22 protein-coding genes, 1 tRNA gene, 1 pseudogene and 1 riboswitch are annotated in these 22,356 nt (G+C 70.8%); of the genes and pseudogenes, 8 read left to right on the top strand and 16 right to left on the bottom strand.

Annotated elements, in window-relative coordinates; translation table 11 throughout:
- Nucleotides 1-14 precede the first annotated feature (14 nt).
- The 3 genes from CUT39_RS11445 to glmU all read right to left on the bottom strand — a co-directional run bounded on the left by CUT39_RS11445 (nucleotide 15) and on the right by glmU (nucleotide 3,379).
- Nucleotides 15-620: a 50S ribosomal protein L25/general stress protein Ctc gene (locus CUT39_RS11445; protein ID WP_100446619.1), complete on the bottom strand. Its 606-nt coding sequence runs from the start codon at nucleotides 618-620 to the stop codon at nucleotides 15-17.
- A 237-nt stretch (nucleotides 621-857) separates the two neighbouring features.
- The gene (locus CUT39_RS11440; RefSeq protein ID WP_100446617.1) at nucleotides 858-1,841 is read right to left on the bottom strand and encodes a ribose-phosphate diphosphokinase; all 984 of its coding nucleotides are present in this window, start codon (nucleotides 1,839-1,841) and stop codon (nucleotides 858-860) included.
- Nucleotides 1,842-1,939: 98 nt separating this feature from the next.
- On the bottom strand, nucleotides 1,940-3,379 hold the full coding sequence (gene glmU, locus CUT39_RS11435; RefSeq protein WP_100446615.1) for a bifunctional UDP-N-acetylglucosamine diphosphorylase/glucosamine-1-phosphate N-acetyltransferase GlmU: 1,440 nt from the start codon (nucleotides 3,377-3,379) through the stop codon (nucleotides 1,940-1,942).
- Nucleotides 3,380-3,546: 167 nt separating this feature from the next.
- On the opposite strand from glmU, the gene CUT39_RS11430 reads away from it, so the two are divergent.
- The 5 genes and pseudogenes from CUT39_RS11430 to CUT39_RS21795 form a co-directional block, all read left to right on the top strand.
- On the top strand, nucleotides 3,547-4,641 hold the full coding sequence (locus CUT39_RS11430; RefSeq protein WP_100446613.1) for a sugar ABC transporter substrate-binding protein: 1,095 nt from the start codon (nucleotides 3,547-3,549) through the stop codon (nucleotides 4,639-4,641).
- A 4-nt stretch (nucleotides 4,642-4,645) separates the two neighbouring features.
- Nucleotides 4,646-5,419, top strand: a complete 774-nt coding sequence (locus CUT39_RS11425; RefSeq protein ID WP_100447098.1) for an ATP-binding cassette domain-containing protein — start codon at nucleotides 4,646-4,648, stop codon at nucleotides 5,417-5,419.
- Nucleotides 5,416-6,693: a sugar ABC transporter permease gene (locus CUT39_RS11420; protein ID WP_232805711.1), complete on the top strand. Its 1,278-nt coding sequence runs from the start codon at nucleotides 5,416-5,418 to the stop codon at nucleotides 6,691-6,693. The genes CUT39_RS11425 and CUT39_RS11420 overlap by 4 nt, the downstream gene beginning before the upstream one ends.
- A gap of 3 nt (nucleotides 6,694-6,696) precedes the next feature.
- Nucleotides 6,697-7,788, top strand: a complete 1,092-nt coding sequence (locus CUT39_RS11415) for an ROK family protein (RefSeq protein WP_100446611.1) — start codon at nucleotides 6,697-6,699, stop codon at nucleotides 7,786-7,788.
- Between the two features lie 38 nt (nucleotides 7,789-7,826).
- A pseudogene (locus CUT39_RS21795) lies at nucleotides 7,827-7,991 on the top strand (hypothetical protein); the annotation flags it as partial.
- Nucleotides 7,992-8,112: 121 nt separating this feature from the next.
- Here CUT39_RS21795 and CUT39_RS11410 read toward each other — a convergent pair.
- The 11 genes from CUT39_RS11410 to CUT39_RS11360 form a co-directional block, all read right to left on the bottom strand.
- Nucleotides 8,113-8,187 (bottom strand) — tRNA-Gln (locus CUT39_RS11410).
- A 98-nt stretch (nucleotides 8,188-8,285) separates the two neighbouring features.
- Nucleotides 8,286-9,620, bottom strand: coding sequence for a phosphoglucosamine mutase (glmM, locus tag CUT39_RS11405; RefSeq protein ID WP_100446609.1), 1,335 nt, complete (start codon nucleotides 9,618-9,620; stop codon nucleotides 8,286-8,288).
- A 124-nt stretch (nucleotides 9,621-9,744) separates the two neighbouring features.
- Nucleotides 9,745-10,287, bottom strand: a complete 543-nt coding sequence (rpsI, locus tag CUT39_RS11400) for a 30S ribosomal protein S9 (RefSeq protein ID WP_408611137.1) — start codon at nucleotides 10,285-10,287, stop codon at nucleotides 9,745-9,747.
- A 17-nt stretch (nucleotides 10,288-10,304) separates the two neighbouring features.
- Complete coding sequence (rplM, locus tag CUT39_RS11395) at nucleotides 10,305-10,748, bottom strand: 50S ribosomal protein L13 (protein WP_100446605.1); 444 nt, start codon at nucleotides 10,746-10,748, stop codon at nucleotides 10,305-10,307.
- 254 nt (nucleotides 10,749-11,002) lie between these two features.
- Nucleotides 11,003-12,559, bottom strand: coding sequence for a phosphomethylpyrimidine synthase ThiC (gene thiC / locus CUT39_RS11390; protein ID WP_100446603.1), 1,557 nt, complete (start codon nucleotides 12,557-12,559; stop codon nucleotides 11,003-11,005).
- 18 nt (nucleotides 12,560-12,577) lie between these two features.
- Nucleotides 12,578-13,390, bottom strand: coding sequence for a bifunctional hydroxymethylpyrimidine kinase/phosphomethylpyrimidine kinase (thiD, locus tag CUT39_RS11385; protein ID WP_100446601.1), 813 nt, complete (start codon nucleotides 13,388-13,390; stop codon nucleotides 12,578-12,580).
- Nucleotides 13,387-14,154, bottom strand: a complete 768-nt coding sequence (locus tag CUT39_RS11380) for a thiazole synthase (RefSeq protein ID WP_100446599.1) — start codon at nucleotides 14,152-14,154, stop codon at nucleotides 13,387-13,389. Before CUT39_RS11380 ends, thiD begins: the two co-directional genes overlap by 4 nt.
- A 2-nt stretch (nucleotides 14,155-14,156) precedes the next feature.
- A complete protein-coding gene (thiS, locus tag CUT39_RS11375) occupies nucleotides 14,157-14,366 on the bottom strand; it encodes a sulfur carrier protein ThiS (RefSeq protein ID WP_157930625.1) in 210 nt (69 codons plus the stop codon).
- A complete protein-coding gene (gene thiO, locus CUT39_RS11370) occupies nucleotides 14,363-15,409 on the bottom strand; it encodes a glycine oxidase ThiO (protein WP_198587067.1) in 1,047 nt (348 codons plus the stop codon). The genes thiS and thiO overlap by 4 nt, the downstream gene beginning before the upstream one ends.
- Nucleotides 15,406-16,095 (bottom strand): thiamine phosphate synthase, encoded by a 690-nt coding sequence (gene thiE, locus CUT39_RS11365; protein ID WP_100446595.1) that lies wholly within the window; start codon nucleotides 16,093-16,095, stop codon nucleotides 15,406-15,408. Before thiE ends, thiO begins: the two co-directional genes overlap by 4 nt.
- Nucleotides 16,086-16,196, bottom strand: a riboswitch (TPP riboswitch). (Overlaps the previous gene by 10 nt.)
- 85 nt (nucleotides 16,197-16,281) lie before the next feature.
- Nucleotides 16,282-16,893, bottom strand: coding sequence for a class I SAM-dependent methyltransferase (locus CUT39_RS11360; RefSeq protein ID WP_100447092.1), 612 nt, complete (start codon nucleotides 16,891-16,893; stop codon nucleotides 16,282-16,284).
- A 187-nt stretch (nucleotides 16,894-17,080) separates the two neighbouring features.
- Here CUT39_RS11360 and CUT39_RS11355 point away from each other — a divergent pair, with 187 nt between their 5' ends.
- The 3 genes from CUT39_RS11355 to CUT39_RS20295 all read left to right on the top strand — a co-directional run bounded on the left by CUT39_RS11355 (nucleotide 17,081) and on the right by CUT39_RS20295 (nucleotide 19,862).
- The gene (locus CUT39_RS11355; protein WP_100446593.1) at nucleotides 17,081-18,031 is read left to right on the top strand and encodes a hypothetical protein; all 951 of its coding nucleotides are present in this window, start codon (nucleotides 17,081-17,083) and stop codon (nucleotides 18,029-18,031) included.
- A 303-nt stretch (nucleotides 18,032-18,334) separates the two neighbouring features.
- Nucleotides 18,335-19,354: a proprotein convertase P-domain-containing protein gene (locus CUT39_RS11350; RefSeq protein ID WP_100446591.1), complete on the top strand. Its 1,020-nt coding sequence runs from the start codon at nucleotides 18,335-18,337 to the stop codon at nucleotides 19,352-19,354.
- A 334-nt stretch (nucleotides 19,355-19,688) separates the two neighbouring features.
- Complete coding sequence (locus CUT39_RS20295; RefSeq protein ID WP_157930624.1) at nucleotides 19,689-19,862, top strand: hypothetical protein; 174 nt, start codon at nucleotides 19,689-19,691, stop codon at nucleotides 19,860-19,862.
- 48 nt (nucleotides 19,863-19,910) lie between these two features.
- On the opposite strand, the gene CUT39_RS11345 is transcribed toward CUT39_RS20295, so the two are convergent.
- Together CUT39_RS11345 and truA are read right to left on the bottom strand one after the other, a co-directional pair.
- On the bottom strand, nucleotides 19,911-21,374 hold the full coding sequence (locus CUT39_RS11345) for a vWA domain-containing protein (protein ID WP_198587066.1): 1,464 nt from the start codon (nucleotides 21,372-21,374) through the stop codon (nucleotides 19,911-19,913).
- A gap of 147 nt (nucleotides 21,375-21,521) precedes the next feature.
- Nucleotides 21,522-22,334 carry a tRNA pseudouridine(38-40) synthase TruA gene (gene truA / locus CUT39_RS11340; RefSeq protein ID WP_100447090.1) on the bottom strand — a complete coding sequence of 271 codons (813 nt, stop codon included), beginning with the start codon at nucleotides 22,332-22,334 and terminating at the stop codon, nucleotides 21,522-21,524.
- Nucleotides 22,335-22,356: the final 22 nt, after the last annotated feature.

Below are 22,356 nucleotides of genomic sequence, written 5' to 3'. Positions count from 1 at the left end.
ATGCGATCTCTCCGCTATTCGGTCGCGGCCGCTTCGGCTTCGGCCTCTTCCTCGGTCTCCTCGGCGACGGCCTCGGCGCGCGGAATGGTCACCGACGCCAGAGTCGTCTCCGGATCGGTGAGCAGCGTGACGCCCTTGGGCATCTCGACCTCGCTGGCCAGGCGCTGCGAACCGACCGCCAGTCCTTCCAGGGAGACCTCGATGGACTCCGGGATGGAGGAGGCGCCGGCCTCGACGCTGAGCATGTCGTGCTCGTGGACCACCAGGCCGCCCTTCTCGACCTCACCGGTCCAGTGGATCGGCACGTCGGTGGTGATCTTCTCGCCGCGGCGCACGATCAGCAGGTCGGCGTGGACGATGTGGTCCTTGAGCGCGTCGCGCTGGATGTCCTTGGGGATCACCAGTTCGCGGCTGCCGTCGGTCACCTCGACCTCGATGAGCTGGTTCAGGCCGCCCTTGCGGAGGATCGCGGCGAACTCGAGCGAGGGAAGGGAGATGTGACGAGGCTTCTCGCCGTGGCCGTAGACCACGGCCGGAACCTTTCCGGCCCGGCGTGTACGGCGCGCACCGCCCTTCCCGAAGTCAGTGCGAGACTCTGCGCTGATACGAACTTCGGACACGGAAATACTCCCTGCTTCTCAAGCAAAAATTTCACACGGCGCTCGACGCTCACGTCGGCATCAGAAGGACGGACCCGTCCTGAAAGACCTTCGCCCTCGCGTCGATAACGGCGCCCGTCTGGAGGGACACCCTCGCCGTCGGCAACCCCACCAGCTTACACCCGGCGCCCCCGGCCACCGGCCGCGGGCGCGGCGGTGTGATCCCCGCGGCGGCGACGGCCGCGGGCGGCCGGATCCCTAAGACAGCCCGCCGAACAGGGTCGTCACCGAGCCGTCGTTGAAGACCTCCCAGATGGCCTTGGCGACCAGCGGCGCGATCGAGAGGACGGTGACCTTCTCGAGCCTGGCCACCTCGTCGGGCAGCGGCAGCGTGTTGGTCACGATGACCTCGCTGACCGGCGCGGCGGCGAGGCGTTCGGCGGCCGGGTCGGACATGATCCCGTGGGTGGAGGCGACGACGATGTCCTCCACGCCCTCCTCCTGGAGCAGCTCGGCGGTGGAGCAGATGGTGCCGGCGGTGTCGATCATGTCGTCGATGACCAGGCAGGTGCGGCCGTCGACGTCGCCGACGACCTTGTTGGCCACGACCTGATTGGGTTTGAGCGGGTCGCGGGTCTTGTGCACGAAGGCGATCGGGCAGCCGCCGAGCCGGTCGGACCAGCGCTCGGCCAGTCGCACCCGGCCGGTGTCGGGCGAGACGACCGCCAGTTCGCGGTCGGCGTACTGCTCCTCGACGTACCGGGCGAGGGTCCCCATGGCGAACAGGTGGTCGACCGGTCCGTCGAAGAAGCCCTGGATCTGGGCGGTGTGCAGGTCGACGGTGAGGATGCGGTCGGCACCGGCCGTGTGCAGCAGATCGGCCACGAGCCTGGCCGAGATCGGCTCGCGGCCGCGGTGCTTCTTGTCCTGTCGCGCGTACGGATAGAACGGCAGGACGACGGTGATGCGCTTGGCTGATCCCCGCTTGAGCGCGTCGACCATGATCAGGGTCTCCATGACCCAGTCGTTGATCGGCGTCGCCATGGCCTGGACGACGAAGGCGTCGCTGCCGCGCACCGACTCCTGGTAGCGGACGAAGCGCTCGCCGTTCTTGAACGAATAGGAACTGGTCGGGGTCGGAGCCACCCCTAGGTGCTTGCCGATCTCCTCCGCCAGCTCCGGGTAACAGCTCCCGGAGAACAGCATGAGCATCTTGGAGTTGACAGCGGACATGCTCGCCATGGCGATGGATCCCCCATAGTCTTCACCTGAACCTCGATGCCTCAAGTGTCCCCCGGCCGAACTCCGAACGCGCACCGGTGGGGGCATTCAATGTGCCGTTACTCTCCGGCGGGCCGGCGTTCGTCCTCCGCTCGCCCGGCGGCTCCGTCGGTCACGGTGCCGGGGCGGTTGGCGGCGACCCATCCGGGCTTGTTGGCCTGGCGGCCGCGCGCGATCGCGAGCTCGCCGGGCGCGACGTCGGCGTTGATCGCCGAGCCGGCGGCGACGTAGGCGCCGTCGGCGATGTCGACCGGTGCGATCAGGACCGAGTCCGAGCCCACGAACGAGCCCTCGCCGATGACGGTGTGGTGTTTGGCGACGCCGTCGTAGTTGGCGACGATGACGCCCGCGCTGACGTTGGCCTTCGCGCCGACGGTGGCGTCGCCGACGTAGGACAGGTGCGGGACCTTGGCCCCCGGGCCTATCTCGGATTTCTTGACCTCGACGTAGGCGCCGACTTTGGCGTCCTCGCCGAGTTTGGCGCCCGGGCGCAGGTAAGAGAACGGTCCGACCGTCGCCGACTCGCCGACGGTCGCCTGGTCGGCGTGGCTGCGGATCACCACCGCGTCGGAGCCGACGATGGTGTCGGTCAGGGTGGTGTCGGGGCCGATCTCGGCGCCCTCGTCGACGGCGGTGGCGCCCTTGAGCTGGCAGCCGGGGCGGATGAGCACGTCGGCCCCGACCTGGGCTGTCGCGTCGATCCAGGTCGTCTCGGGATCCTCGAGCGTGACCCCGGAGCGCATGAGCTCGGTGTTGATGCGGTCGCGCAGGATCCGCCGCAGCCCGGCAAGCTGGGCGCGGTCGTTGCAGCCGAGGACCTCGGTGGGGTCGTCGACGACCACCGCGCCGACGGCGTGTCCGGCCTCCCGGGCCAGTTCGAGCACGTCGGTCAGGTATTCCTCGCCCTGATCGTTGGCGGTGGTGATCTTCGCGAGCTGCTCGCGCAGGACGGCGGCGTCGAAGGCGTAGATGCTGGAGTTGATCTCGCGGACGGCGCGCTCGGTCTCGTCGGCGTCGCGGTGCTCGACGTTGCGCAGCACGTTGCCGGCCTCGTCTCGGACGATGCGTCCGAAGCCGGTCGGGTCGTCGACGACGGCGGTGAGCACGGTGGCGGCCTGTCCGGCCTTCTCGTGGCTCTCGACCAGGCGGTCGAGGGTGTCGGCGCGCAGCAGCGGGGCGTCGCCGCAGGCGACGACGACGGTGCCGGCCAGCTCCGGGAGGGCCTCCAAGGCGATGCGGACGGCGTGGCCGGTGCCCAACTGCTCGGCCTGATAGACGGTCTCGACGCCCGGGGCGTGCTCGGCGAGGTGGGTCCGCACCTGGTCGGCCGCGGCGCCGACGACCACGATGCGCCGGTCGGTGGCGACGGTCTTGGTGGCCCGGAGGACGTGGCCGACCAGCGACCGGCCGAGGAGCTCGTGGAGGACCTTGGGTTTCGAGGATTTCATGCGAGTCCCCAGGCCCGCGGCCAGGATGATCGCCGAACGCTCACTGCTCATGATCCACGATGCTAGACCGTGTCGAGGGGATGAACGGACCAGACCCGCCGCTGCGCACCATTACCGAATCGTTACCGATGAAACGTCATTACCATGCTCGCGAGACTTGTGCGATCTCTGTCACCCGTCATATGTTGCGGACAACAACAAACATCGGAGGTACCCCTATGAAGATCCTCAGAACCTCGCTCGCCGCCGGCGCCGCGTCCGCGCTCCTCCTCACCGCGGCATGCGGCGGCGAAGACGACGGCAACGGCGGCGACGGCGACGGCGACGCGCCGCTCATCGGCGTCATCCTCCCCGACTCGGCCTCGTCGGACCGGTGGGAGACCGCCGACCGGCCCTTCCTCGAAGCCGCCTTCGAAGAGGCCGGCGTCCGCTACGACATCCAGAACGCCCAGGGCAGCCGCGAAGACTTCCAGACCATCGCCGACCAGATGCTCACCAGCGGCGTCAACGTGCTGGTGACGGTCAACCTCGACTCGGGCACCGGCGCGACCGTGATCGAGAACGCCAAGGACCAGGGCGTGGCGACCATCGACTACGACCGCCTCACCGAGGGCGGCGGCGCCGACTACTACGTCAGCTTCGACAACGAGCGGGTGGGCCAACTCCAGGGCGAGACCCTCGTCGAGTGCCTCGAAGGGGTCGACACCCCGCTGGTGGCCGAACTCAACGGCTCGCCGACCGACAACAACGCCACCCTGTTCAAGAACGGCTACGACTCGGTCCTCGACCCGCTCTACGACTCGGGCGAGTTCGAGAAGGGCCCGGACGAGTGGGTGCCCGACTGGGACAACGCGCAGGCCGGCACCGTCTTCGACCAGATGATGACCGACACCGGCGCCGAGATCGACGGCGTCCTGGCCGCCAACGACGGCCTCGCCCACGCGGTGATCACCGTGCTGGAGCGCAACGGCCTCAACGGCACCGTCCCGGTCACCGGCCAGGACGCGACCCTCCAGGGCCTGCAGAACATCCTCGCCGGCGACCAGTGCATGACCGTCTACAAGGCCATCGAGCAGGAAGCCGACGCCGCCGCCGAACTCGCCGCCTCCCTCGCCTCCGGCGACGTGCCCGAGGCCGAGGCCACCGTGACCGACCCGGTCAGCGAGGAGGAGATCCCGGCGGTCCTGCTGGAGCCGGTCGCCATCACCCGTGACAATATCCAGGTCGTCATCGACGACGGCTACACCGCCTACGACGAACTGTGCTCCGGCGACTTCGCCGACCTGTGCGACGAAGCCGGACTCCAGGGATAAGGAAATAGCCAAGGTGCTGCTCGAACTCTCCCGAATCTCCAAGAGCTTCGGCCCCGTCGAGGTCCTCTCCGAAGTGTACCTCGCCGTCGACGCCGGCGAGGTCTGCGCCCTCGTCGGCGACAACGGCGCCGGCAAGTCGACGCTGGTCAAATGCATCGCGGGAATCCACGACATCAACTCGGGGACCATCGCCGTCGACGGCGCGCCCCGGGAGATCCACGATCCGCGCGACGCGGCCGCGCTCGGCATCGAGGTCGTCTACCAGGATCTCGCCCTGTGCGACAACCTCGACGTCGTCGAGAACCTGTTCCTGGGACGGGAGAAACTCCATGGCGTCGTCCTCGACGACGACGCCATGGAGCAGCTCGCGGCCGAGACGCTCGACTCCCTGGCGGTGCGGACCCTCCGCGACCTGCGCCAGAACGTCGCCAGCCTCTCCGGCGGCCAGCGCCAGACCGTGGCCATCGCCAAAGCGGTGCTGTGGAATTCCCGGCTGGTCATCCTCGACGAGCCGACCGCCGCACTCGGCGTGGCCCAGACCCGCCAGGTCCTCGAACTCATCCGGCGCCTGGCCGACCAGGGCCTGGCCGTCCTCTTCATCAGCCACAACCTCAACGACGTCTTCGCCGTGGCCGACCGCATCGCCGCCCTCTACCTCGGTCGCATGGCGGGCGTCGTCAACGCCGCCGACGCCACCCAGTCCCAGGTGGTGGAGCTGATCACCAGCGGGCGCAGCGGCGCCGTCGGCCTCCCCGACCCGAACGGAGTCCAGTCGTGAGCCCGGACGTGAGCACCCAAGCCCCGGTCGAACCGGCGACCGCATCCGCCGAGCCCGGGCCCGTGAAGGCCGTCCTGGACCACCTGCGCGGCTACCTGTCCAAAGTGCGCTCCGGCGAGGTGGGCGCGCTGCCGGCGGTGGCCGGCATCATCGCCCTCTGCGTCTTCTTCGGCCTCGCCGAGCCGGTGTTCCTGTCGGTGGGCAACCTGGCGAACCTGTTCGGCCAGGGCGCGGCGGTCGCCTGCATCGCCATGGGCCTGGTCTTCGTCCTCATCACCAACGAGATCGACCTGTCGGCCGGTTTCGCCTCGGGCGTCGCCGCCGCCATCATGGCGGTGCTGCTGACCGAATGGGGCATGCCGTGGCCGGTCGGCATCACCGCGGCCATCGCCACCGGCGTTCTGATCGGACTCACCCTCGGCACGCTGGTGGTCAAAGTCGGCATCCCCTCGTTCGTGGTGACCCTGGCCGGGTTCCTGGCCTTCCAGGGCCTGGCGCTGATCATCCTCGACGAGGGCACCAACATCTCCATCCACAACGAGACGGTCAAGGCCATCGCCGGCGAGAACCTGGAGCGCTGGCAGGGCTGGCTGCTGCTGGCGGTGACCGTGGGCGGCTACACGGCCCTCCAGGTCTCGCGTTGGCGCCGGCGGGTCCGGCGCGGACTCTCGCACGAACCGCTGGCGGTCGTGACCGCCCGGATCGTCGCGCTCGGGGGGCTGCTGACGGCGACGGTGTTCCTGCTCAACCTCGAGCGCTCGGCCAACCCGCAGCTCGTCTCGCTCACCGGCGTCCCGATCGTGGTCGTGCTCCTGGGCGCCCTGTTCGTGCTCTGGTCGTTCGTGCTGCGGCGCACCAGGTTCGGCCGCCACCTGTACGCCGTGGGCGGCAACCGGGAAGCGGCGATCCGCGCCGGCGTCGCGGTCGACCGGGTCCGCATCACCGCGTTCGTGATCTGCTCCTCGATGGCCGCCGTCGGCGGCATCGTCGCGGCCTCGCGGGCCGCCTCGGTCGACCCCAACACCGGCGGTTCCAATGTGCTGCTGCTTTCAGTGGGGGCGGCTGTGATCGGTGGTGCTAGCCTGTTCGGTGGCAAGGGATCGGCTCGGGCGGCCCTGCTTGGAGGTGCGGTGGTGGCGATCATCAACAACGGCATGGGCCTGATGGGCCTGAGCGCCGGGGTCCGCTTCGGCGTGACCGGGCTGGTGCTGCTGCTGGCGGCAGGCGTCGACGCCCTCTCCCGAGGCCGGGGTTCGTTCTTCGGCAGGCATTGACCGGTGGCCCGACCAGCAACGGAGGAACTGCGCCGACGCAACCGCAGCGCCCTCCTCGACCAGCTCCACCGCCGCGGTCCGCAGACGCGCGCCGAACTGACCGAGGCCCTGGGCCTGAACCGGTCCACGATCGGCGCGCTCGCCACCGACCTGTCCGAGTCGGGCCACATCCAGGAGACGACGGGGAGGTCGACCGGCGCCGCCGGCCGGCCGTCGACGCTGGTCGAATGCGTACCGGAGGCGGAGACGGTGGCGGCGGTCGAGGTGCGGGCCGACCGGGTGCGGCTGGCGCTGGTGGGTCTCGGGGGGACGCTCCTGGCGCGCGCCGAGGTGCCGCTGGAGCCGGGCGCGGACGGGCCGGAGGCCGCCGAGCTCGCGGCGCGGCTGCTGGCCGACACTCCGGCCGCCGAGACGGTGGCCGCGGTGCCGGGCCTGGTGGACGCCGGAGTGGTGGCGCAGTCGACCGAGCTGGGCTGGGTCGACCGCGACTTCCGCACGGACCTGGAACGGGCGACCGGGCGATCGTGGCGGGTGGCCGACCTCGCCACCGCCGCCGCGGTGGGCGAACGGTCGCGCGGTGACGCGCACCGCTCGCCGAATCTGCTGTACCTGCACGGCGGGCGGGGCGTGACCGCCGGGATGATCGCCGACGGGCGGCCGCGCCGGGGCAGCTCGATCATGCTCGGCCATGTCGTGGTCAATCCCGGCGGCCAGAAGTGCCGGTGCGGCCTGCACGGATGCCTGGAGGCCGAGATGGGCACGTTCGAGCAGTCGGCGACGATCGAGGCGACCACGACGGCAGCCTGGATGGGCGACACGGCCGCGCGCGAGGTCGTGCACCGGTCGGGCGGGCTCCTGGGGCGGGCGCTCGGGTCGGTGGTGACCGCCGCAACCCCCGACGAGGTCCTCTTCGGCGGCTGGCTTCGGGAGCTCTACCTGTCTTCGGCGGCCGCGGTCCGGTCGAGCCTGGCCGAGGCGACCCTGCCGCAGTTGCGGGCGCGGCTGCGGCTGCGCACCCCCGCGCTGGGTTCGGAGGGGCCGCTCATCGGAGCTGCGGAGACGGGCTTCGAGGCCCTCATCGGCGAGATGCGGTAGACGGTCGGCGCGCGACCGAATCGCCGACACCGGCGGAAAAATTCCGGATCGCCCTCGACCTGCATGAGACCGGCCTGCGCATGCACGAACAGACACTGCGCCGCCGCTATCCCGAGGCGGGTGACGAACAGATCCGCCGGGCCTTGTTCACCTGGCTTACCCGCCGGCCCACCGCACGTGGCATGAGCGTCCGTAAATGTTAACCGCCCGACTTTACATTTCAGGGAGCGACATTTACATTTGCACGCTTCCGGTCAGGCTTCCGGAGTACCGCACGAGCCGAACTTAGACTACGAGCGGCCCCGTGGTTCGTATTCGAATCACTGGCTGGCCCACCAGGACTCGAACCTGGAATGACTGAACCAAAATCAGTAGTGTTGCCGCTTACACCATGGGCCACCGGCCGCGTGGTGCCGTGAGCACAGCACCATGGGCCGTCGCGGGCCGCCGCTCGGCGGCCCGCTCAAGGATAGCGCCACCCGTCGCGCCGCACGGGATCAGGGCACGAGGGCGTTCTCCACCACCGCGGCCAGCTCGGCGGCGACCGACCGGGCCACCGGTTCCTCCGCGGCCTCGACCATGACCCTGACCAGCGGTTCGGTGCCCGATGGCCGCAGGAGGACACGCCCTTCGGAACCGAGCTTGCGCTGCCATTCGGCCACCGTCGAGCGCACCACCTCGGCCTCGATCACGGTCTTGTCGGGGACGCGGACGTTGATGAGCACCTGCGGAGCCGCGGTGAACACCGAGGCCAGCTCGGCCAGGTCGCGCCCGGTCGCGGCCACGCGCGCCAGCAGCATCAGGGCGGTCAGGGTCCCGTCGCCGGTGGTGGCGTGGTCGGACATGACGATGTGCCCGGACTGCTCGCCGCCGAGGGAGAACCCGCCCTCGGCCAGCCTCTCCAGGACGTAGCGGTCGCCGACCTTGGTGGTCTCGAGGTGGATGCCGGCGGCGGCCATCGCCTGATGGAGGCCCAGGTTGCTCATCACCGTGGTGACGAGGGTCTCCCCCGCCAGCTCGCCGGACTCGCGCAGGGCCAGCGCCAGGATCGCCATGATCGCGTCGCCGTCGACGATCCTGCCTTCGGCGTCGACCGCGAGGCACCGGTCGGCGTCGCCGTCGAGGGCGATGCCGGCGTCGGCGCGGTGGGCGACCACGGCCTCGCGCAGCCCGTCGATGTGGGTCGAGCCGCAGTCCTGGTTGATGTTGAGCCCGTCGGGGGCGGCGTTGATCGCCATGACCTCGGCTCCGGCGCGGCGCAGCGCCTCGGGCGCGGCGTGGGTGGCGGCGCCGTTGGCGGGGTCGATGACGATCCTGAGGCCGTCCAGCGAGTTGGGGCAGGCGGCCACCAGGTGGTCGATGTAGGTCTCGACGGCGTTCTCGCCGCTGCGGATGCGGCCGATGCCCGAGCCCTGCGGCAGGGGCGCGGGCTCGTCCATGGCCCGCTCGATCGCGTCCTCGATCTCGTCGGGGAGCTTCCGGCCGCCGGCGGCGAAGAACTTGATGCCGTTGTCGGGCATGGGGTTGTGGGAGGCGGAGATCATGACGCCGAAGGCGGCGCCGGTCGCGGCGGTCAGGTGCGCGACCGCCGGGGTGGGCAGGACTCCCAGGTCGACGACCTCGGCTCCGGCGGCGGCGAGGCCGGCGGCGGAGGCGGCCTGGAGCATCTCGCCGGAGGCGCGCGGGTCGCGGCCGATCACGACGGTCGGGCGGTCGCCGGATCCGGCGCCGAGCACGCGGGCGGCCGCCGTATTGAGCCGGAGCGCCAGCTCCGGGGTGAGGTCGTCGTTGGCCCGTCCTCGGACGCCGTCGGTGCCGAACAGTCGTGTCACGGTCTGCTACCTCTAGGTTCGCTGGCTTTGTGGCGACAGAAGAATCGGGGCCGCCGAGGTTGTCCTCGGCAGCCCCGTCGCAATTGCAGACTAGCGTGTTCCCCCGCGGACGGGGAACGCGACGCTAGCGCTTGGAGTACTGCGGCGCCTTGCGGGCCTTCTTGAGGCCGTACTTCTTGCTTTCCTTCTCGCGCGCGTCGCGGGTGAGGAAACCGGCGGACTTCAGCGCCGGGCGCATGTTCGGGTCGACCTCGGCCAAGGCCCTGGCGATGGCCAGGCGCAGCGCGCCGGCCTGACCGGTGGGGCCGCCGCCGGAGATGTTGACCAGCACGTCGAAGCTGTCGCCGGCCTCGACGGTCACGAACGGCTCGGCCACGGTCTGCTGGTGGACCTTGCTCGGGAAGTAGTCATCGATGGTCTTGCCGTTGATGAGGTACTTGCCGCTGCCCGGGACCAGGCGGACGCGGGCGATGGCGCGCTTGCGGCGGCCGACGGTCTGGATCGGCCGGTCGGCGGGCACGGCCGGGATGGTCGGCACGGGCGGGGCCGCGGCCACGTCCGCGGGGACCTCGGCGGCGGGCGCTTCGGCGGGGGCCTCGGGAGCCGCGGCGGCCTCGTCGGTTTCGGCGGCCTCGGGGACCTGGTTCTCTTCGCTCACGGTTGTCAAATCTCCTTCGCCCGCGCCTACTGCGCGACCTTCGTGATCTCGTACGGCTGCGGCTGCTGGGCGGCGTGCGGGTGGCCGGGGCCGGTGTACACCTTCAGCTTCTTGATCATGGAGCGGCCGAGCTTGGTCTTCGGCAGCATGCCGCGGACGGCCTTCTCGACGACCTTGTGCGGGGCCTTCTCCATCAGGTCCGCGTAGGTCTGCTCCTTGAGGCCGCCCGGATAGCCGGAGTGGCGGTAGGCCTTCTTGTTCTGCAGCTTGTTGCGGGTTAGGACGACCTTTTCGGCGTTGACCACGATGACGTAGTCGCCGGTGTCGGTGTTCGGAGCGAACATGGGCTTGTGCTTGCCCCGGAGCAGTTGGGCTGCGTGCGTCGCGAGCCGACCCAACACCACGTCGGTCGCGTCGATCACGAGCCACTGCCGGTCGATGTCGTCCGGCTTCGGGCTGTACGTGCGCACAGGATTACCTAGCTTTCGTTGTCGGTGTGGAACGAACCCCGCGGAGACGTTCGCGGGACCGCCTGAATCCCACCGGGCCTGCCGATCGGCCTCGGCCGCTCTTGCGCGCCGCGGACCGGTCCGGCTCGGCGGGATTCGTTGGACAGCGCCTCGTGACGACGGCACTCGAACAACGGCTACCTAGTTTACGAGGTCATCGGCGGCCCCTCGACGGCGGCCACCGTGACCTCGGATACACGTGCGCCCGCGCTGGTCTACGGGGCGTCGACGACCGGCAGGTACACCTTGCCGCCGGATTCGACGAACTCCTCGCTCTTCTCCCGCATACCCTGCTGCGCGTACTCCTTCAGGTCGTGGCTGATCTTCATCGAGCAGAACTTCGGGCCGCACATCGAGCAGAAGTGGGCGGTCTTGGCCGGCTCGGCCGGGAGGGTCTCGTCGTGGTACTCGCGGGCCCGGTCGGGGTCGAGCGCGAGGTTGAACTGGTCCTCCCAGCGGAACTCGAACCTGGCCTTGGACAGCGCGTCGTCCCAGGCCTGCGCCTGCGGGTGGCCCTTGGCCAGGTCGGCGGCGTGGGCGGCGATCTTGTAGGCGATGACGCCCTCTTTGACGTCGTCGCGGTTGGGCAGCCCCAGGTGCTCCTTGGGGGTGACGTAGCAGAGCATCGCGGTGCCGAACCAGCCGATCATGGCCGCGCCGATCGCCGAGGTGATGTGGTCGTAGGCGGGGGCGACGTCGGTGGCGAGCGGCCCGAGGGTGTAGAACGGGGCCTCGCCGCAGATCTCCTGCTGGAGGTCGACGTTCTCCTTGATCTTGTGCATCGGGACGTGGCCGGGGCCCTCGACCATCACCTGCACGTCGTACTCCCAGGCGAGGTTCGTGAGTTCGCCGAGGGTGCGCAGCTCGGCGAACTGGGCCTCGTCGTTGGCGTCGGCGATGGAGCCGGGCCGCAGGCCGTCGCCCAGGGAGAAGGCGATGTCGTACTCGGCGAAGATCTCGCAGAGCTCGCGGAAGCGGGTGTAGAGGAAGCTCTCCTCGTGGTGGGCCAGGCACCAGGCGGCCATGATCGAGCCGCCCCGGGAGACGATCCCGGTCACCCGGTCGGCGGCCAGCGGCACGTACGGCAGCAGCACCCCGGCGTGGACGGTCATGTAGTCGACGCCCTGCTCGGCCTGTTCGAGGATGGTCTCGCGGTAGATCTCCCAGGTGAGCTTGACCGGGTCGCTGTCGACCTTCTCCAGGGCCTGGTAGAGCGGCACCGTGCCGATCGGGACCGCGGAGTTGCGGACGATGTGCTCGCGGGTCTCGTGGATGTGCTTGCCGGTGGAGAGGTCCATGACCGTGTCGGCGCCCCACTTGGTGGCCCAGGTGAGCTTCTCGACCTCGGCGGCGATGGAGTCGGAGACCGCCGAGGTGCCGATGTTGGCGTTGATCTTGGTGAGGAAGTTCTTGCCGATGATCATCGGCTCGGTCTCGGGGTGGTTGACGTTGGCGGGGATGATGGCCCGGCCGGCGGCGACCTCGTCACGGACGAACTCGGCGTCGAGCCCCTCCCGGACGGCGATGAACTCCATCTCGGGGGTGACGATCCCCCGGCGGGCGTAGTGGATCTGGGTGTTGCACTTGCCGCCGCCTCGCTCGGCGATCCACTCCCGGCGGAGCTCCGGCAGACCGACCTCGGGGTCCGACCCCGGCCCGGAGGTGTCGTAGAGCCGCACCGGCGGCTCGTCGCCGCCGAGTTCGACCTCGGTGAACGGAACGCGGATATCAGGACGCGGCCCTTCGGTGTAGACCTTCTTACGTGCGGGCATGGGGTCTCCTCGGTGTTCTCATCGGGTGGCGCTGCCGCGCCCGTGGTGATGGTGGACCGGCCCAGGTCCGGCGCCCAGCCTCCATTCGGCCGACGCTTCCAGGGCCTCGGTGACGTACGTTTTGGCGCCCTCGACCGCCTGCGGCAGCGGGTGGCCGAGCGTGATCCGGGCCGCGATCGCCGCGGCGAGGGTGCAGCCGGTGCCGTGGCCGTTCTTCGTGGCCACCCGCGGCGCGTCCAGATCGATCATCCGGCCCTCGCTCCAGAGCACGTCGAGGCTGCGTTCGGCGTCCTCGGCATGTCCGCCTTTGACCATGACGGCGCGCGGGCCGTAGGCGGCGAGCGCGCGGGCGGCCTCGCGCATGTCGTCGGGGCCGTCGATCCGGCGGCCGAGGAGCTGCTCGGCCTCGGGGAGGTTGGGGGTCAGGACGGTGGCGAGCGGGCCGAGCCGGCCGAGGTAGACGGCCGGGTCGCCCGAGAACAGGGAGTCGCCGGAGGCCGCGACCATCACCGGGTCGACCACCAGGTCCGGCAGCCGGTCGGCGGTGCCGTATTCGGCGACGAGCTCGAGGATCTCGTCGCTGCCGAGCATGCCGGTCTTGGCGGCGGCGACCTTGAAGTCGTCGAGGACGGCGTCCAACTGGGCTCGGACGAGGTCGGCCGGGGAGGCGTGGGCGGCGGTCACCCCGCGGGTGTTCTGCGCGGTGAGGGCGGTGACGACGCTGGTGCCGTGGACGCGGTGGGCGGCGAAGGTGTGCAGGTCGGCTTGGATCCCGGCGCCGCCGCCGGAGTCGGATCCGGCGATGGTGAGCGCGACCGGTGGGGTCCTCATAGCGTCGGCATCCCTTCGAAGGCGGTGGAGGCCCGCGCCAGGTGCCGCATCGGTATCCGCCCGGCGAGGCGGGCGGCGCGGCCGGCGCTGACCGCGTCGCGCATGGCGACGGCCATGAGCGCGGGGTCGGCCGCGCGGGTCACGGCGGTGGCGAGCAGGACGGCCGCGCAGCCGAGCTCCATCGCCTGGGCGGCGTCGGAGGCGGTCCCGATGCCGGCGTCGCAGATGACCGGCACGTTCGCCTGCTCGCAGATGAGGGCGAGGTTGTGCGGGTTGCGGACGCCCAGGCCGGTGCCGATCGGAGCGGCCAGGGGCATGACCGCGGCGCATCCGGCCTCTTCGAGGCGCCGGGCCAGGATCGGGTCGTCGTTGGTGTAGGGCAGGACGGTGAATCCCTCGCCCACCAGGGTCTCGGCCGCCTCCAGCAGCTCTACCGGGTCCGGCAGGAGCGAGTCCTCGTCGCCGATGACCTCGAGTTTGACCCAGTCGGTGCCGAAGGCCTCGCGGGCGAGGCGGGCGGTGCGGACGGCCTGCTCGGCGGTGAAGCAGCCGGCGGTGTTCGGCAGGACGTCGACGCCGCAGCGCTCGATGACCTCGATGAGCGAGCCCGGGGCGGCGGGGTCGACCCGGCGGAGCGCGACGGTGACCAGTTCGGTGCCCGATTCGGTGATGGCGTCGGTCAGGTGCGACAGGTTGGCGGCGCCGCCGGTGCCGAGGATCAGCCGCGAGCCGAACGTCTTGTCCGCGATCCGGAGCTTTTCCATGACTAGCCTCCTTGCGTGGCGGTGAGGACTTCGACGGCGTCGCCGTCGGCGAGCGTCCGGTCCCATTCGGAACGCGGGACGACCTCGCCGTTCACCGCGACCGCGGTGCCGCGGCCGAGACCGGCGGGGTCGGCCCTGCCGAGCTCCTCGCGGACGGCGTCGGCGACGCTCTCGACGCCCTCGCGGGTGCGGCCGTTGAGTTCGATCTTCACGGGCCCTCCTCGAATCGCAGCGGATCGAAAGCCTTGCGGACGGCGGTGTCGGCGCCGAAGACGAGGTCGGCGACGTATGCGGCGGTGGCCGGGATCAGCGCGATGCCGTGCCGGTAGTGGCCGGTGGCGGCGATGGTGCGCGCATCGAGGTGCCCCAGCAGCGGGAGGTTGTCGGGCGCGGTGGGGCGGAATCCGACCGAGACCTCCTCGAGGTGGTACTCGGCGATCTCGGGCACCAGATCGATGGAGCGCCGCAGCAGGTCGTGGGCGGCCCCGGCGGTGCCGGTGGTGGGGTCGAGTCCGCGTTCGTCGCTGGTGGAGCCGACGACCACCTCGCCCGAATCGCGGGAGACGATGTAGAGCGGATGCCCCGCGACGCGGCCGCGGACCACCGTCCGCGGCGCAGGCCGGCCGGTGCCCGCGCGCAGCCGCAGGACGGCCCCGCGGACCGGCCGGATCGGTAGCCCGAAGTCGGCGCAGCCGCAACCGGCCGCGAGCACCACCCGGTCGGCGTCGACGTCGGCGGGGTCGGTGACGCGTTCGGCGCGGAACGCCGCCCCGGCCCGCTCGGCGGCGGCCAGGAGCGCCTCGTGGACGGCCCGCGGATCGACCGCGTGGTCGCCGGGGACCAGCACGCCGCCGCGAGTGCGGTGGCTGAGCAGTGGTTCGACCTTCCGGGATTCCCGCCCCGGCAGTGCCCGCACCTCGCGGCCGGTCGAACGGTAGAGGCCGGACTGGCGGTCGATCTCGGCCCGATCGCCGTCCTCCAGGCCGACCATGAGCGTCGGTGCGTCCCGATGGCCGACCGCGATGCCCGAAGCCTCCTCGAGCTCGGCGGCGAAAGACGGCCAGGCCTCGGCCGATTCGGCCATGAACGGGATCATGTCCTCCTCGCCGAACTCGGCCTCGGTGACCGCGGCGATCATCCCGGCGGCGACCCGGGAGGCGCCCGATCCGGGGTCGGGATCGAAGACGGTGACCTCGGCGCCGCGCCGGGCGGCCCGCCAAGCGACGGCGAGCCCGATCGACCCGGCTCCGATCACGGCAAGGCGCATAACCGCTCGCCCGCCCGTCGCCCGCCACGGCTCGAACCGGACTGCGCCACGTCCTCACCGACGGCCTCGAGCAGCTCGGCGGTGGCGCGTTTGGGATTGTCGGCGCCCGAGATCGCGCCGACCACGGCGACGCCGTGGGCGCCGGCGGAACGGCACTCCCCGGCGCGCTCGGCGTCGATGCCGCCGATGGCGATGACCGGGAGCTCGACCGCCGCGCAGACCGCGGCGAGCCCGTCAAGGCCGATGGCCGGCGGCAGCCCGTTCTTGGTGCCGGTGTCGTAGACCGGCCCGACGCCGAGGTAATCGGCGCCGGCGCGGCGGGCGGCGCGCGCGGCCTCGGGTTCGCGGCAGGTGCCGCCGATAACCGCGGCGGGCAGGAGGCGCCGGACGATGTCGACCGGGAGGTCGTCGTCGCCGAGGTGGACGCCGTCGGCGCCCACCGCCTGTGCGATGTGGACCCGGTCATTGACCAGGCACCGTGCCCCGTGCTCATCGCAGCGCTCGGCCAGCGAGGCGGCGAGGTCGAAGGCGGCGCGGTCGCTGTAGTGGTCCTCCGGGCGGACCTGGATCAGACGGGCCCCGGCTTCGAGGGCGGCCGCGGCGACGGCGATCGGATCGGCCCCGTCGCGAGTGTCGGTGATGACGTGGAGCCTGGGTAGCGATGCAGCGTTCATATCTCCTTCTCCCTGCGCCAGCATGATCTGGATCAGGTTCGACGGTCGGGACTACCGAGTCCCCTCTCAGCCCGATGCATCGGGCTCCCGTGGGTGGGTCGCTTACGGGGTCCACCCTAGTTCACTACTCGCGGCGATGGCAACACCGATGTCAACATCCGGACACCGACTGTGCGCGAAGCGGTCCTAGGTCCGGGAGACGCGCAGGATGCGGAAACCCTTGGCGCTGGCGTGCTTCTCCACCGACCAATCGCGGTCGGCGAGCCACCGCGACAGCGAGTCGGCACCCAGGTGTTTGGACACGACCAGCCAGGCCACGCCGTCGTCGGTCAGGCGCGGCAACCAGGTCGCCAGCAGCTCGTGCAGGGCGGCCTTGCCCACCTTGATCGGCGGGTTCGACCAGATCTCGTCGAACCGCACCGCCTCGGGGACCTCCCGGGGCGTCGCGACGTGGACCGTACCCGGGGACCGGTCGGTGTTCCGCCGCGTCAGCTCCAGCGCACGCCGATTGACGTCCACCGCCCACACCTCGGCGTCCGGCCGCCGCGCCAGCACGGCGCTGATCGGCCCGTATCCGCAGCCCAGGTCCAGGAAGACACCGGCGGCGTCCGGCGGCACCACCTTGCGGAGGAGCACGCTCGTCCCCGGGTCGAGTCGCGTCCCGGAGAAGACGCCGGTGGAGGCGGTCAACTCGTACCCGACACCGTCGAGTTCGAACTCGACGACGCGCTCGCGGTCGCCGACGGCGGGCCGCTCACTGAAATAATGCTCTGGCTGCTCGACTGGGCCTTCCGACATGCCGACCATTGTCACCCGCCGCCGGGCCCCGTCCCGCCCGCATCGCCCGTGAACTCGGCCATGCACTCGCGATGCAATGGTGGTCCGGAGTCACTGTGGTTTCATAGCAGGCCGATTCGACGCGACGCGACACTTCCTCGGAAGTGGGATCCACGGTTTCGGCGGCCTCAGCCGCTATGCTCCGGCTATGGCACACGGCCCGTCCCCCTTCGGTGTCCCGCAGCACCGGCAACGCCGAGCGGGCGAGGAACCCGACTGGGCGAGTCGCATCGACCGCGCGTACGACACCACCACGGCGAAGCGACCCGGCCCCGACGACCTGTCCCGGCAGGCCGGCGAAGACGACCTGGAGACGCAACTGGAGCGGATACAGGCCTCCCGGCCCCTCCGCCGCGCCGCCTACCGGGCGCGCCGCCGCACCCGCTGGTGGATGATCGCGCTCGCGGTCGTCACCGGCCTCGCGGTCGTGGCCGCCTGCAGTGCGGGCGCCTACATCGTGCTGCGCGAAGGCGACGGCGCCCCGGTCGCCGTGCCGCCGTCGCCGGAGACCGACGAACCGCAGGCGTCCGCCGAGGAGGACCCGGAATCCGCCCCGGAGGTGGTCGATCCGGTCGAGCAGCGCGAGACCGACCCCGAGCCGCTGACGGCCTCCGAACTGTTCGAGGACGACTCGATCACGCCCGACGGGGCCGCGGGCGCCTACCAGGTCCTCGCGACCGACGAACTGGAGGACTGCGCCGAGGCCGCTCTCGACGCGCTGGCCGAGCTGCTGTCCGACGCCGACTGCACGCAGGCGGTGCGGGCGACCGTGGTCGGCCCGGACGGGGAGTACGCCGCCACCGCCGGCGTGCTCAATCTCGGCGACGCCGAGGAGGCCGAGGCGCTCCGCGAGTCGATCGAGGACGGCCTCGAAGGCGGCTTCGCCGCCATGCGCACGGAAGGCGACGGCGCCGAGCTCGGTCACGCCAAGACCATGCTGGGCTACAACGCCTACGGCCACTTCCTGATGTACGCGGTCATCGGGCGCACCGACGGCGAAGCGCTCGAGGATGCCGACGAGCCGGTCTTGACGGTGGTCAACGACCTGGTCGACGTATGGCTGGTCGACCGGCTCAGCCCGAGGCGCGAGGTGGAGTAGCCGCGCAGCCCCGGCCGCACCCGTCGAGGTGATCCACGGGGCCCGTGGACCATCGGCAGGTGACCGGCCCGGACAGTGGATCACTTCGGCGGGTGGAGGTCGAGGCCCAACCCCTGCCGGACGTCGGGTTGCGATTCGGTCGATCGACGGTGATTCGTGCATGTATGACGCGTGAACACTCGACCCGGGCCTTGACCGGATCAATCATCCCATGATTCGCTCGATTCGAGTGACTGTCACCGATACGTCGCTCATGTGGTTTTCCCTCCGCATCCGCCGCAATCCCCCGCAGGAGTACGAACAATGCGCATCCCACGGCATTCGGCGCGTCGCGCCCTCGCATTGGCCGCGGCATCGGTCATCGCCCTGACCGCGGCCCTCACCGTCTACACCTCCCCCGCCGAAGCGGTCCGGCCACCGGGCATCCCGTCGGCTTCGACCGCGCAGGCCGAACTCGACGGCCTCACCGTCGCCCCGGAGTCCCACAACTCCAGCTACGACCGCAGCCTGTTCCCGCACTGGTCCGGCGTCGGCGGCGGCTGCACCGCCCGCCAGTACGTCCTGTCGCGCGACGGCTCGAACGTCGAGACCGGCTCGGACTGCCAGCCCGACTCCGGCACGTGGCAGTCCGATTTCGACGGCACCTGGACCAGCTCGGTCTCGAACGCCACCATCGACCACGTGGTGGCCCTCCACGAAGCCTGGGGTTCGGGCGCCTGGGCCTGGAGCACCTCCCAGCGGCAGGCCTTCGCCAACGACATCGACTCGCCGCAACTGTGGATCGCGAGCCGATCGTCCAACAGCTCCAAGGGCTCCGACGACCCTGCCGAGTGGATGCCGTCGAACACGTCGGTGCGCTGCGACTACGTCAAGGCCTGGATCCACGTGAAGCATCTCTACGACCTCAGCGTCGACTCGGCCGAGCACAGCTCGCTCCAGTCGCACCTGGGCTCGTACTGCGGCACCGGAGGCGGATCGGGCGACTGCTCGGGCTCCTATGACGGGCCCGCCACCATCACCGAGGGCCGGACGCTGACCACCGGCGTCTCGCTGTCCTGCTCCCGCAGCGCCTCCAGCGACAGCCGGGTCTCGGTCGACATCGCCCACCCCTACCGCGGCGACATCGCCATCGCCCTGGTCGCGCCGGACGGCACGGTCCGCACGCTGAAGACCTCGAGCTTCGACTCCGGGGACGACGTCGACACCACCTACGGCGTCGACCTCTCCGGCGAGCACGGGTCCGGCACCTGGACGCTGCGGGTGACCGACACCTACTACGGCGGCTCGACCGGAACCTTGAACCACTGGTCGATCAGCATCTGACCCCGTATAGGAAGTAGGAAGTGGGCCCGGCGCAAAGCGCCGGGCCCACTTCGCGCACGCGCATCCGGTCGGCGTTTGCCCTGGAAACCCTGACGCCTCCTGGTACGGTCCCGGCCGGACTGAACGACCGCCCCGAGGAGATCCATGCCCCGCCCCCGTTTCGGCGACACCGCCGCCGAGCGCGAGGTCCTCGCGCAGCCCCAATACCGCCGGGCCGTCTGGTCCACCCGGCTGGGTCTTCCATTCTGGGCGGTCGGCCTGACGTCCCTAATCGCCGCCATCGGCCACCGGGGACAACGATCTGCTCCGGTACGGCTGGGTCGGTCTGCTCGGCTTGCCGTTCCTCGCGGTCGCCGCGCTGAACCTCTTCGTGCTCCGGTCGTTCATCGTGGGCGACCGGGGTTTCCGCACGCTGCCGATCTCGGAGCCGGCCGCGCAGGACCTCTTCTCGCGCGCCCGGAGTCGCGTCCTTCTCGAGGCGCTGTTCATCGTCCGCCGGAGGCGGTGAGCCGCCGGTCCCCGCTGAGGGAACCGGCGGCACTGGACGGGATCCCGGTCAGGCCCCGAGGTCGGAGGCGAGCGCGATGAGCTCGGCCAGCTCCCCGACGTCCGGGTCCTCGGTGCGCGAGGCGAAGTCGTCGGCCACCGGCAGGAGCGTTTCGCAGTCGAATCCGTCGGCGCTGCCGCGCAGCACCTCCGCGAAGGCCGCGGCGGTGAGGTCGACTCCCAGCGCCGGTGCGGCGTCGGCGACGCTTGTCAGGTCGCCGGTGCCGATCGCGGACTCGGCCGTGTCCGGCTCCTCGGTGTCCGGGTCGAGCCAGCGGACCTCGGCCGTGGCCAGGTCGCCCGCGTCGCCGGTGAGCGTGAGCGCGTAAAGCGCGGTCACGCTGTGGCCGGGGCCGACCTCGCCGCCGTCTACGCTGTCGTCCTCGAACTCGTCGTCTTCGAGCGCGCGGTTCTCGAAGCCGATGAGCCGGTATTCGGCGACGGTGGCCTCCGCGAAGGTCACCTGGATCTTGGCGTCGCGGGCGGCCACGCCGAGCGTCGAGGTGAGCCGCTCGGAGAAGACCCGTTCGGCCTCGGTCGCGGTGGCGAAGTAGACGGCCCATCCGTCGCCGTTGTCGGCCAACTGCTCCAGCGTGCGCTGGTTGTAGGAGTCGCCGACGCCGACGGTCAGGAGCGTGACGCCCTCGGCGATGGGGTCGTCGAGGTCCTCCAGGATGTCGTCGTGCTCGGTGAGGCCGACGTTCGCCTGGCCGTCCGAGAGCAGGATGACGCGGTTGTCGTTGTCCTGTTCGTAGGCACCGGCGGCGATCTCGTAGCCGTCGACCAGGCCCGCGTGCATATTGGTGCTGCCGCCGGCGTGCAGGTCGTCGACGGCGGCGTGCAGCTCCTCGCCGTCGCCGACCTGGGTCATGTCCTTGAGGACCGCCGAGTCGCTCTGGTAGGTGACGATGGCGACCGCGTCGGTGGGGCGCAGCTCGTCGACGAGCATGTGGAGGGAGTCCTGGACGATCTGGATGCGGTCGCCGGACATCGAGCCTGACACGTCGATCACGAACGTGAGGTTCACGTCCCGGCGCGCGGCGTCGGATTCGGTGCGGGTCTGGAGGCCCACCCGCATGACGTGGTCGGCGTCTCCGGCCGAGTACCACTCGGGCAGTTCCGCGCCGTCCACCGACACCGAGAAGCCGCTGCCGTCGGGTTCGGAGTAGTCCTGGTCGAAGTAGTTGACGAACTCCTCGGGGCGGACCATGTCCTGGGGCGGCAGGTCGCCGTCGTTGATCGACCGGCGCGCGAAGTCGTAGGAGGCGGTGTCGATGTCGACCGCGAAGGTCGACTGTGGGTCGTCTCCGGGGTCGACCGGTTCGTTGGCGGCGTTCTCGTCCTCGGCGACCTCCGGCTGCGCGTGGTCGGCGGCGGCTCCCTCCGCGTCGCCGCCGCCGTCGCCGCCGCCGCAGGCGGCGAGCGGTGCCAGCAGCACCCCGGTTAGTATCGTGGCCTTCAGCAGGCGTTCCATGGAGGTTCCCTTCGTACTTGGCGGTAGTGGGATTACCTCCATGGGACTTCTGCTTTGCCAGTATTGGTTCCCGTTGTGCCCGTACTGTGATGGAGTGTTGCGGAAACAACGCGGATCCGTGGCCGTCCCGCTACCGGGCGGGGCGGTTCAGCGGCTCCGCACGCGGCGGGTCTGGTCGACGCGGGCCCGCCACAGTTCCGGGTCGTCGGCATAGGACACTTCGGCGAGGGTGAGCCCCTCGGGGCCGACCACGTGGACGTCGTTCGCGCGCTCGGTCAGTTCGAGGAGCGAGGCCATCCACGCCCGGTCGCGGCGGCCGTCCCCCACCGCCAGCGCGGCGCCGACGAGGCTGCGCACCATCGAGTGGCAGAAGGCGTCGGCGCGGACGGTCGCGACCGCCACTCCTTCGTCGTCGCGCACCCATTCGTACTGCTGCAGCTCGCGGATGGTGGTCGCGCCCTCGCGCCGTTTGCAGAATCCGGCGAAGTCGTGCTCGCCGAGCAGGACCTGGCAGGCCTCGTGCATGAGCGGGACGTCGAGCGGTCTCGGCCAGGGGAGGGTGTCTCGGCGGCGCAGCGGATCGACGCCCCATGCGGCGTCGGACACGCGGTAGGTGTAGCGGCGCCACCTGGCGGCGAAGCGGGCGTTGAACGAGGGGTCGACCGCTTCGGCGGCGGTCACGCGCACGTCCGGTGGAAGGATGCCGCGCAGCCGCCAGAGCAGTTTCTCGGCGTGGGTCTCCCAGGCGGCGGTGGGCACGTCGACGTGGACGGTCTGCCCGGTGGCGTGGACGCCGGCGTCGGTGCGTCCGGCGACGGTGAACTGCTCGATCTCGCCGAAGAGGATCTCGAGGCCGCGGATGACCTCGGCGGCGACGGTCCGGCGCCCCGGTTGGAGCGCCCAGCCGGAGAAGTCGGCCCCGTCGTAGGCGATGCCGAGCCGCAGCCTGGTCCTGTCCATCTCGTCTCCCACCCAGAATCCT

This window comes from Glycomyces xiaoerkulensis, from assembly GCF_002798405.1.
Lineage (GTDB): Bacteria > Actinomycetota > Actinomycetes > Mycobacteriales > Micromonosporaceae > Glycomyces > Glycomyces xiaoerkulensis.
Note: the sequence above shows the minus strand (reverse complement) of the source record. Positions and strands in the feature narration are given on the sequence as shown.

Bases quoted from the DNA above. Each gene is read 5' to 3' on its own strand.
- CUT39_RS11440 (WP_100446617.1), bottom strand. From the start codon at position 1,841: ATGGCGAGCATGTCCGCTGTCAACTCCAAGATGCTCATGCTGTTCTCC.
- glmU (WP_100446615.1), bottom strand. From the start codon at position 3,379: ATGAGCAGTGAGCGTTCGGCGATCATCCTGGCCGCGGGCCTGGGGACT.
- CUT39_RS11430 (WP_100446613.1), top strand. From the start codon at position 3,547: ATGAAGATCCTCAGAACCTCGCTCGCCGCCGGCGCCGCGTCCGCGCTC.
- thiC (WP_100446603.1), bottom strand. From the start codon at position 12,559: ATGCCCGCACGTAAGAAGGTCTACACCGAAGGGCCGCGTCCTGATATC.
- thiD (WP_100446601.1), bottom strand. From the start codon at position 13,390: ATGAGGACCCCACCGGTCGCGCTCACCATCGCCGGATCCGACTCCGGC.
- CUT39_RS11380 (WP_100446599.1), bottom strand. From the start codon at position 14,154: ATGGAAAAGCTCCGGATCGCGGACAAGACGTTCGGCTCGCGGCTGATC.
- thiE (WP_100446595.1), bottom strand. From the start codon at position 16,095: ATGAACGCTGCATCGCTACCCAGGCTCCACGTCATCACCGACACTCGC.
- CUT39_RS11360 (WP_100447092.1), bottom strand. From the start codon at position 16,893: ATGTCGGAAGGCCCAGTCGAGCAGCCAGAGCATTATTTCAGTGAGCGG.
- CUT39_RS11355 (WP_100446593.1), top strand. From the start codon at position 17,081: ATGGCACACGGCCCGTCCCCCTTCGGTGTCCCGCAGCACCGGCAACGC.
- CUT39_RS11350 (WP_100446591.1), top strand. From the start codon at position 18,335: ATGCGCATCCCACGGCATTCGGCGCGTCGCGCCCTCGCATTGGCCGCG.
- CUT39_RS11345 (WP_198587066.1), bottom strand. From the start codon at position 21,374: ATGGAACGCCTGCTGAAGGCCACGATACTAACCGGGGTGCTGCTGGCA.
- truA (WP_100447090.1), bottom strand. From the start codon at position 22,334: ATGGACAGGACCAGGCTGCGGCTCGGCATCGCCTACGACGGGGCCGAC.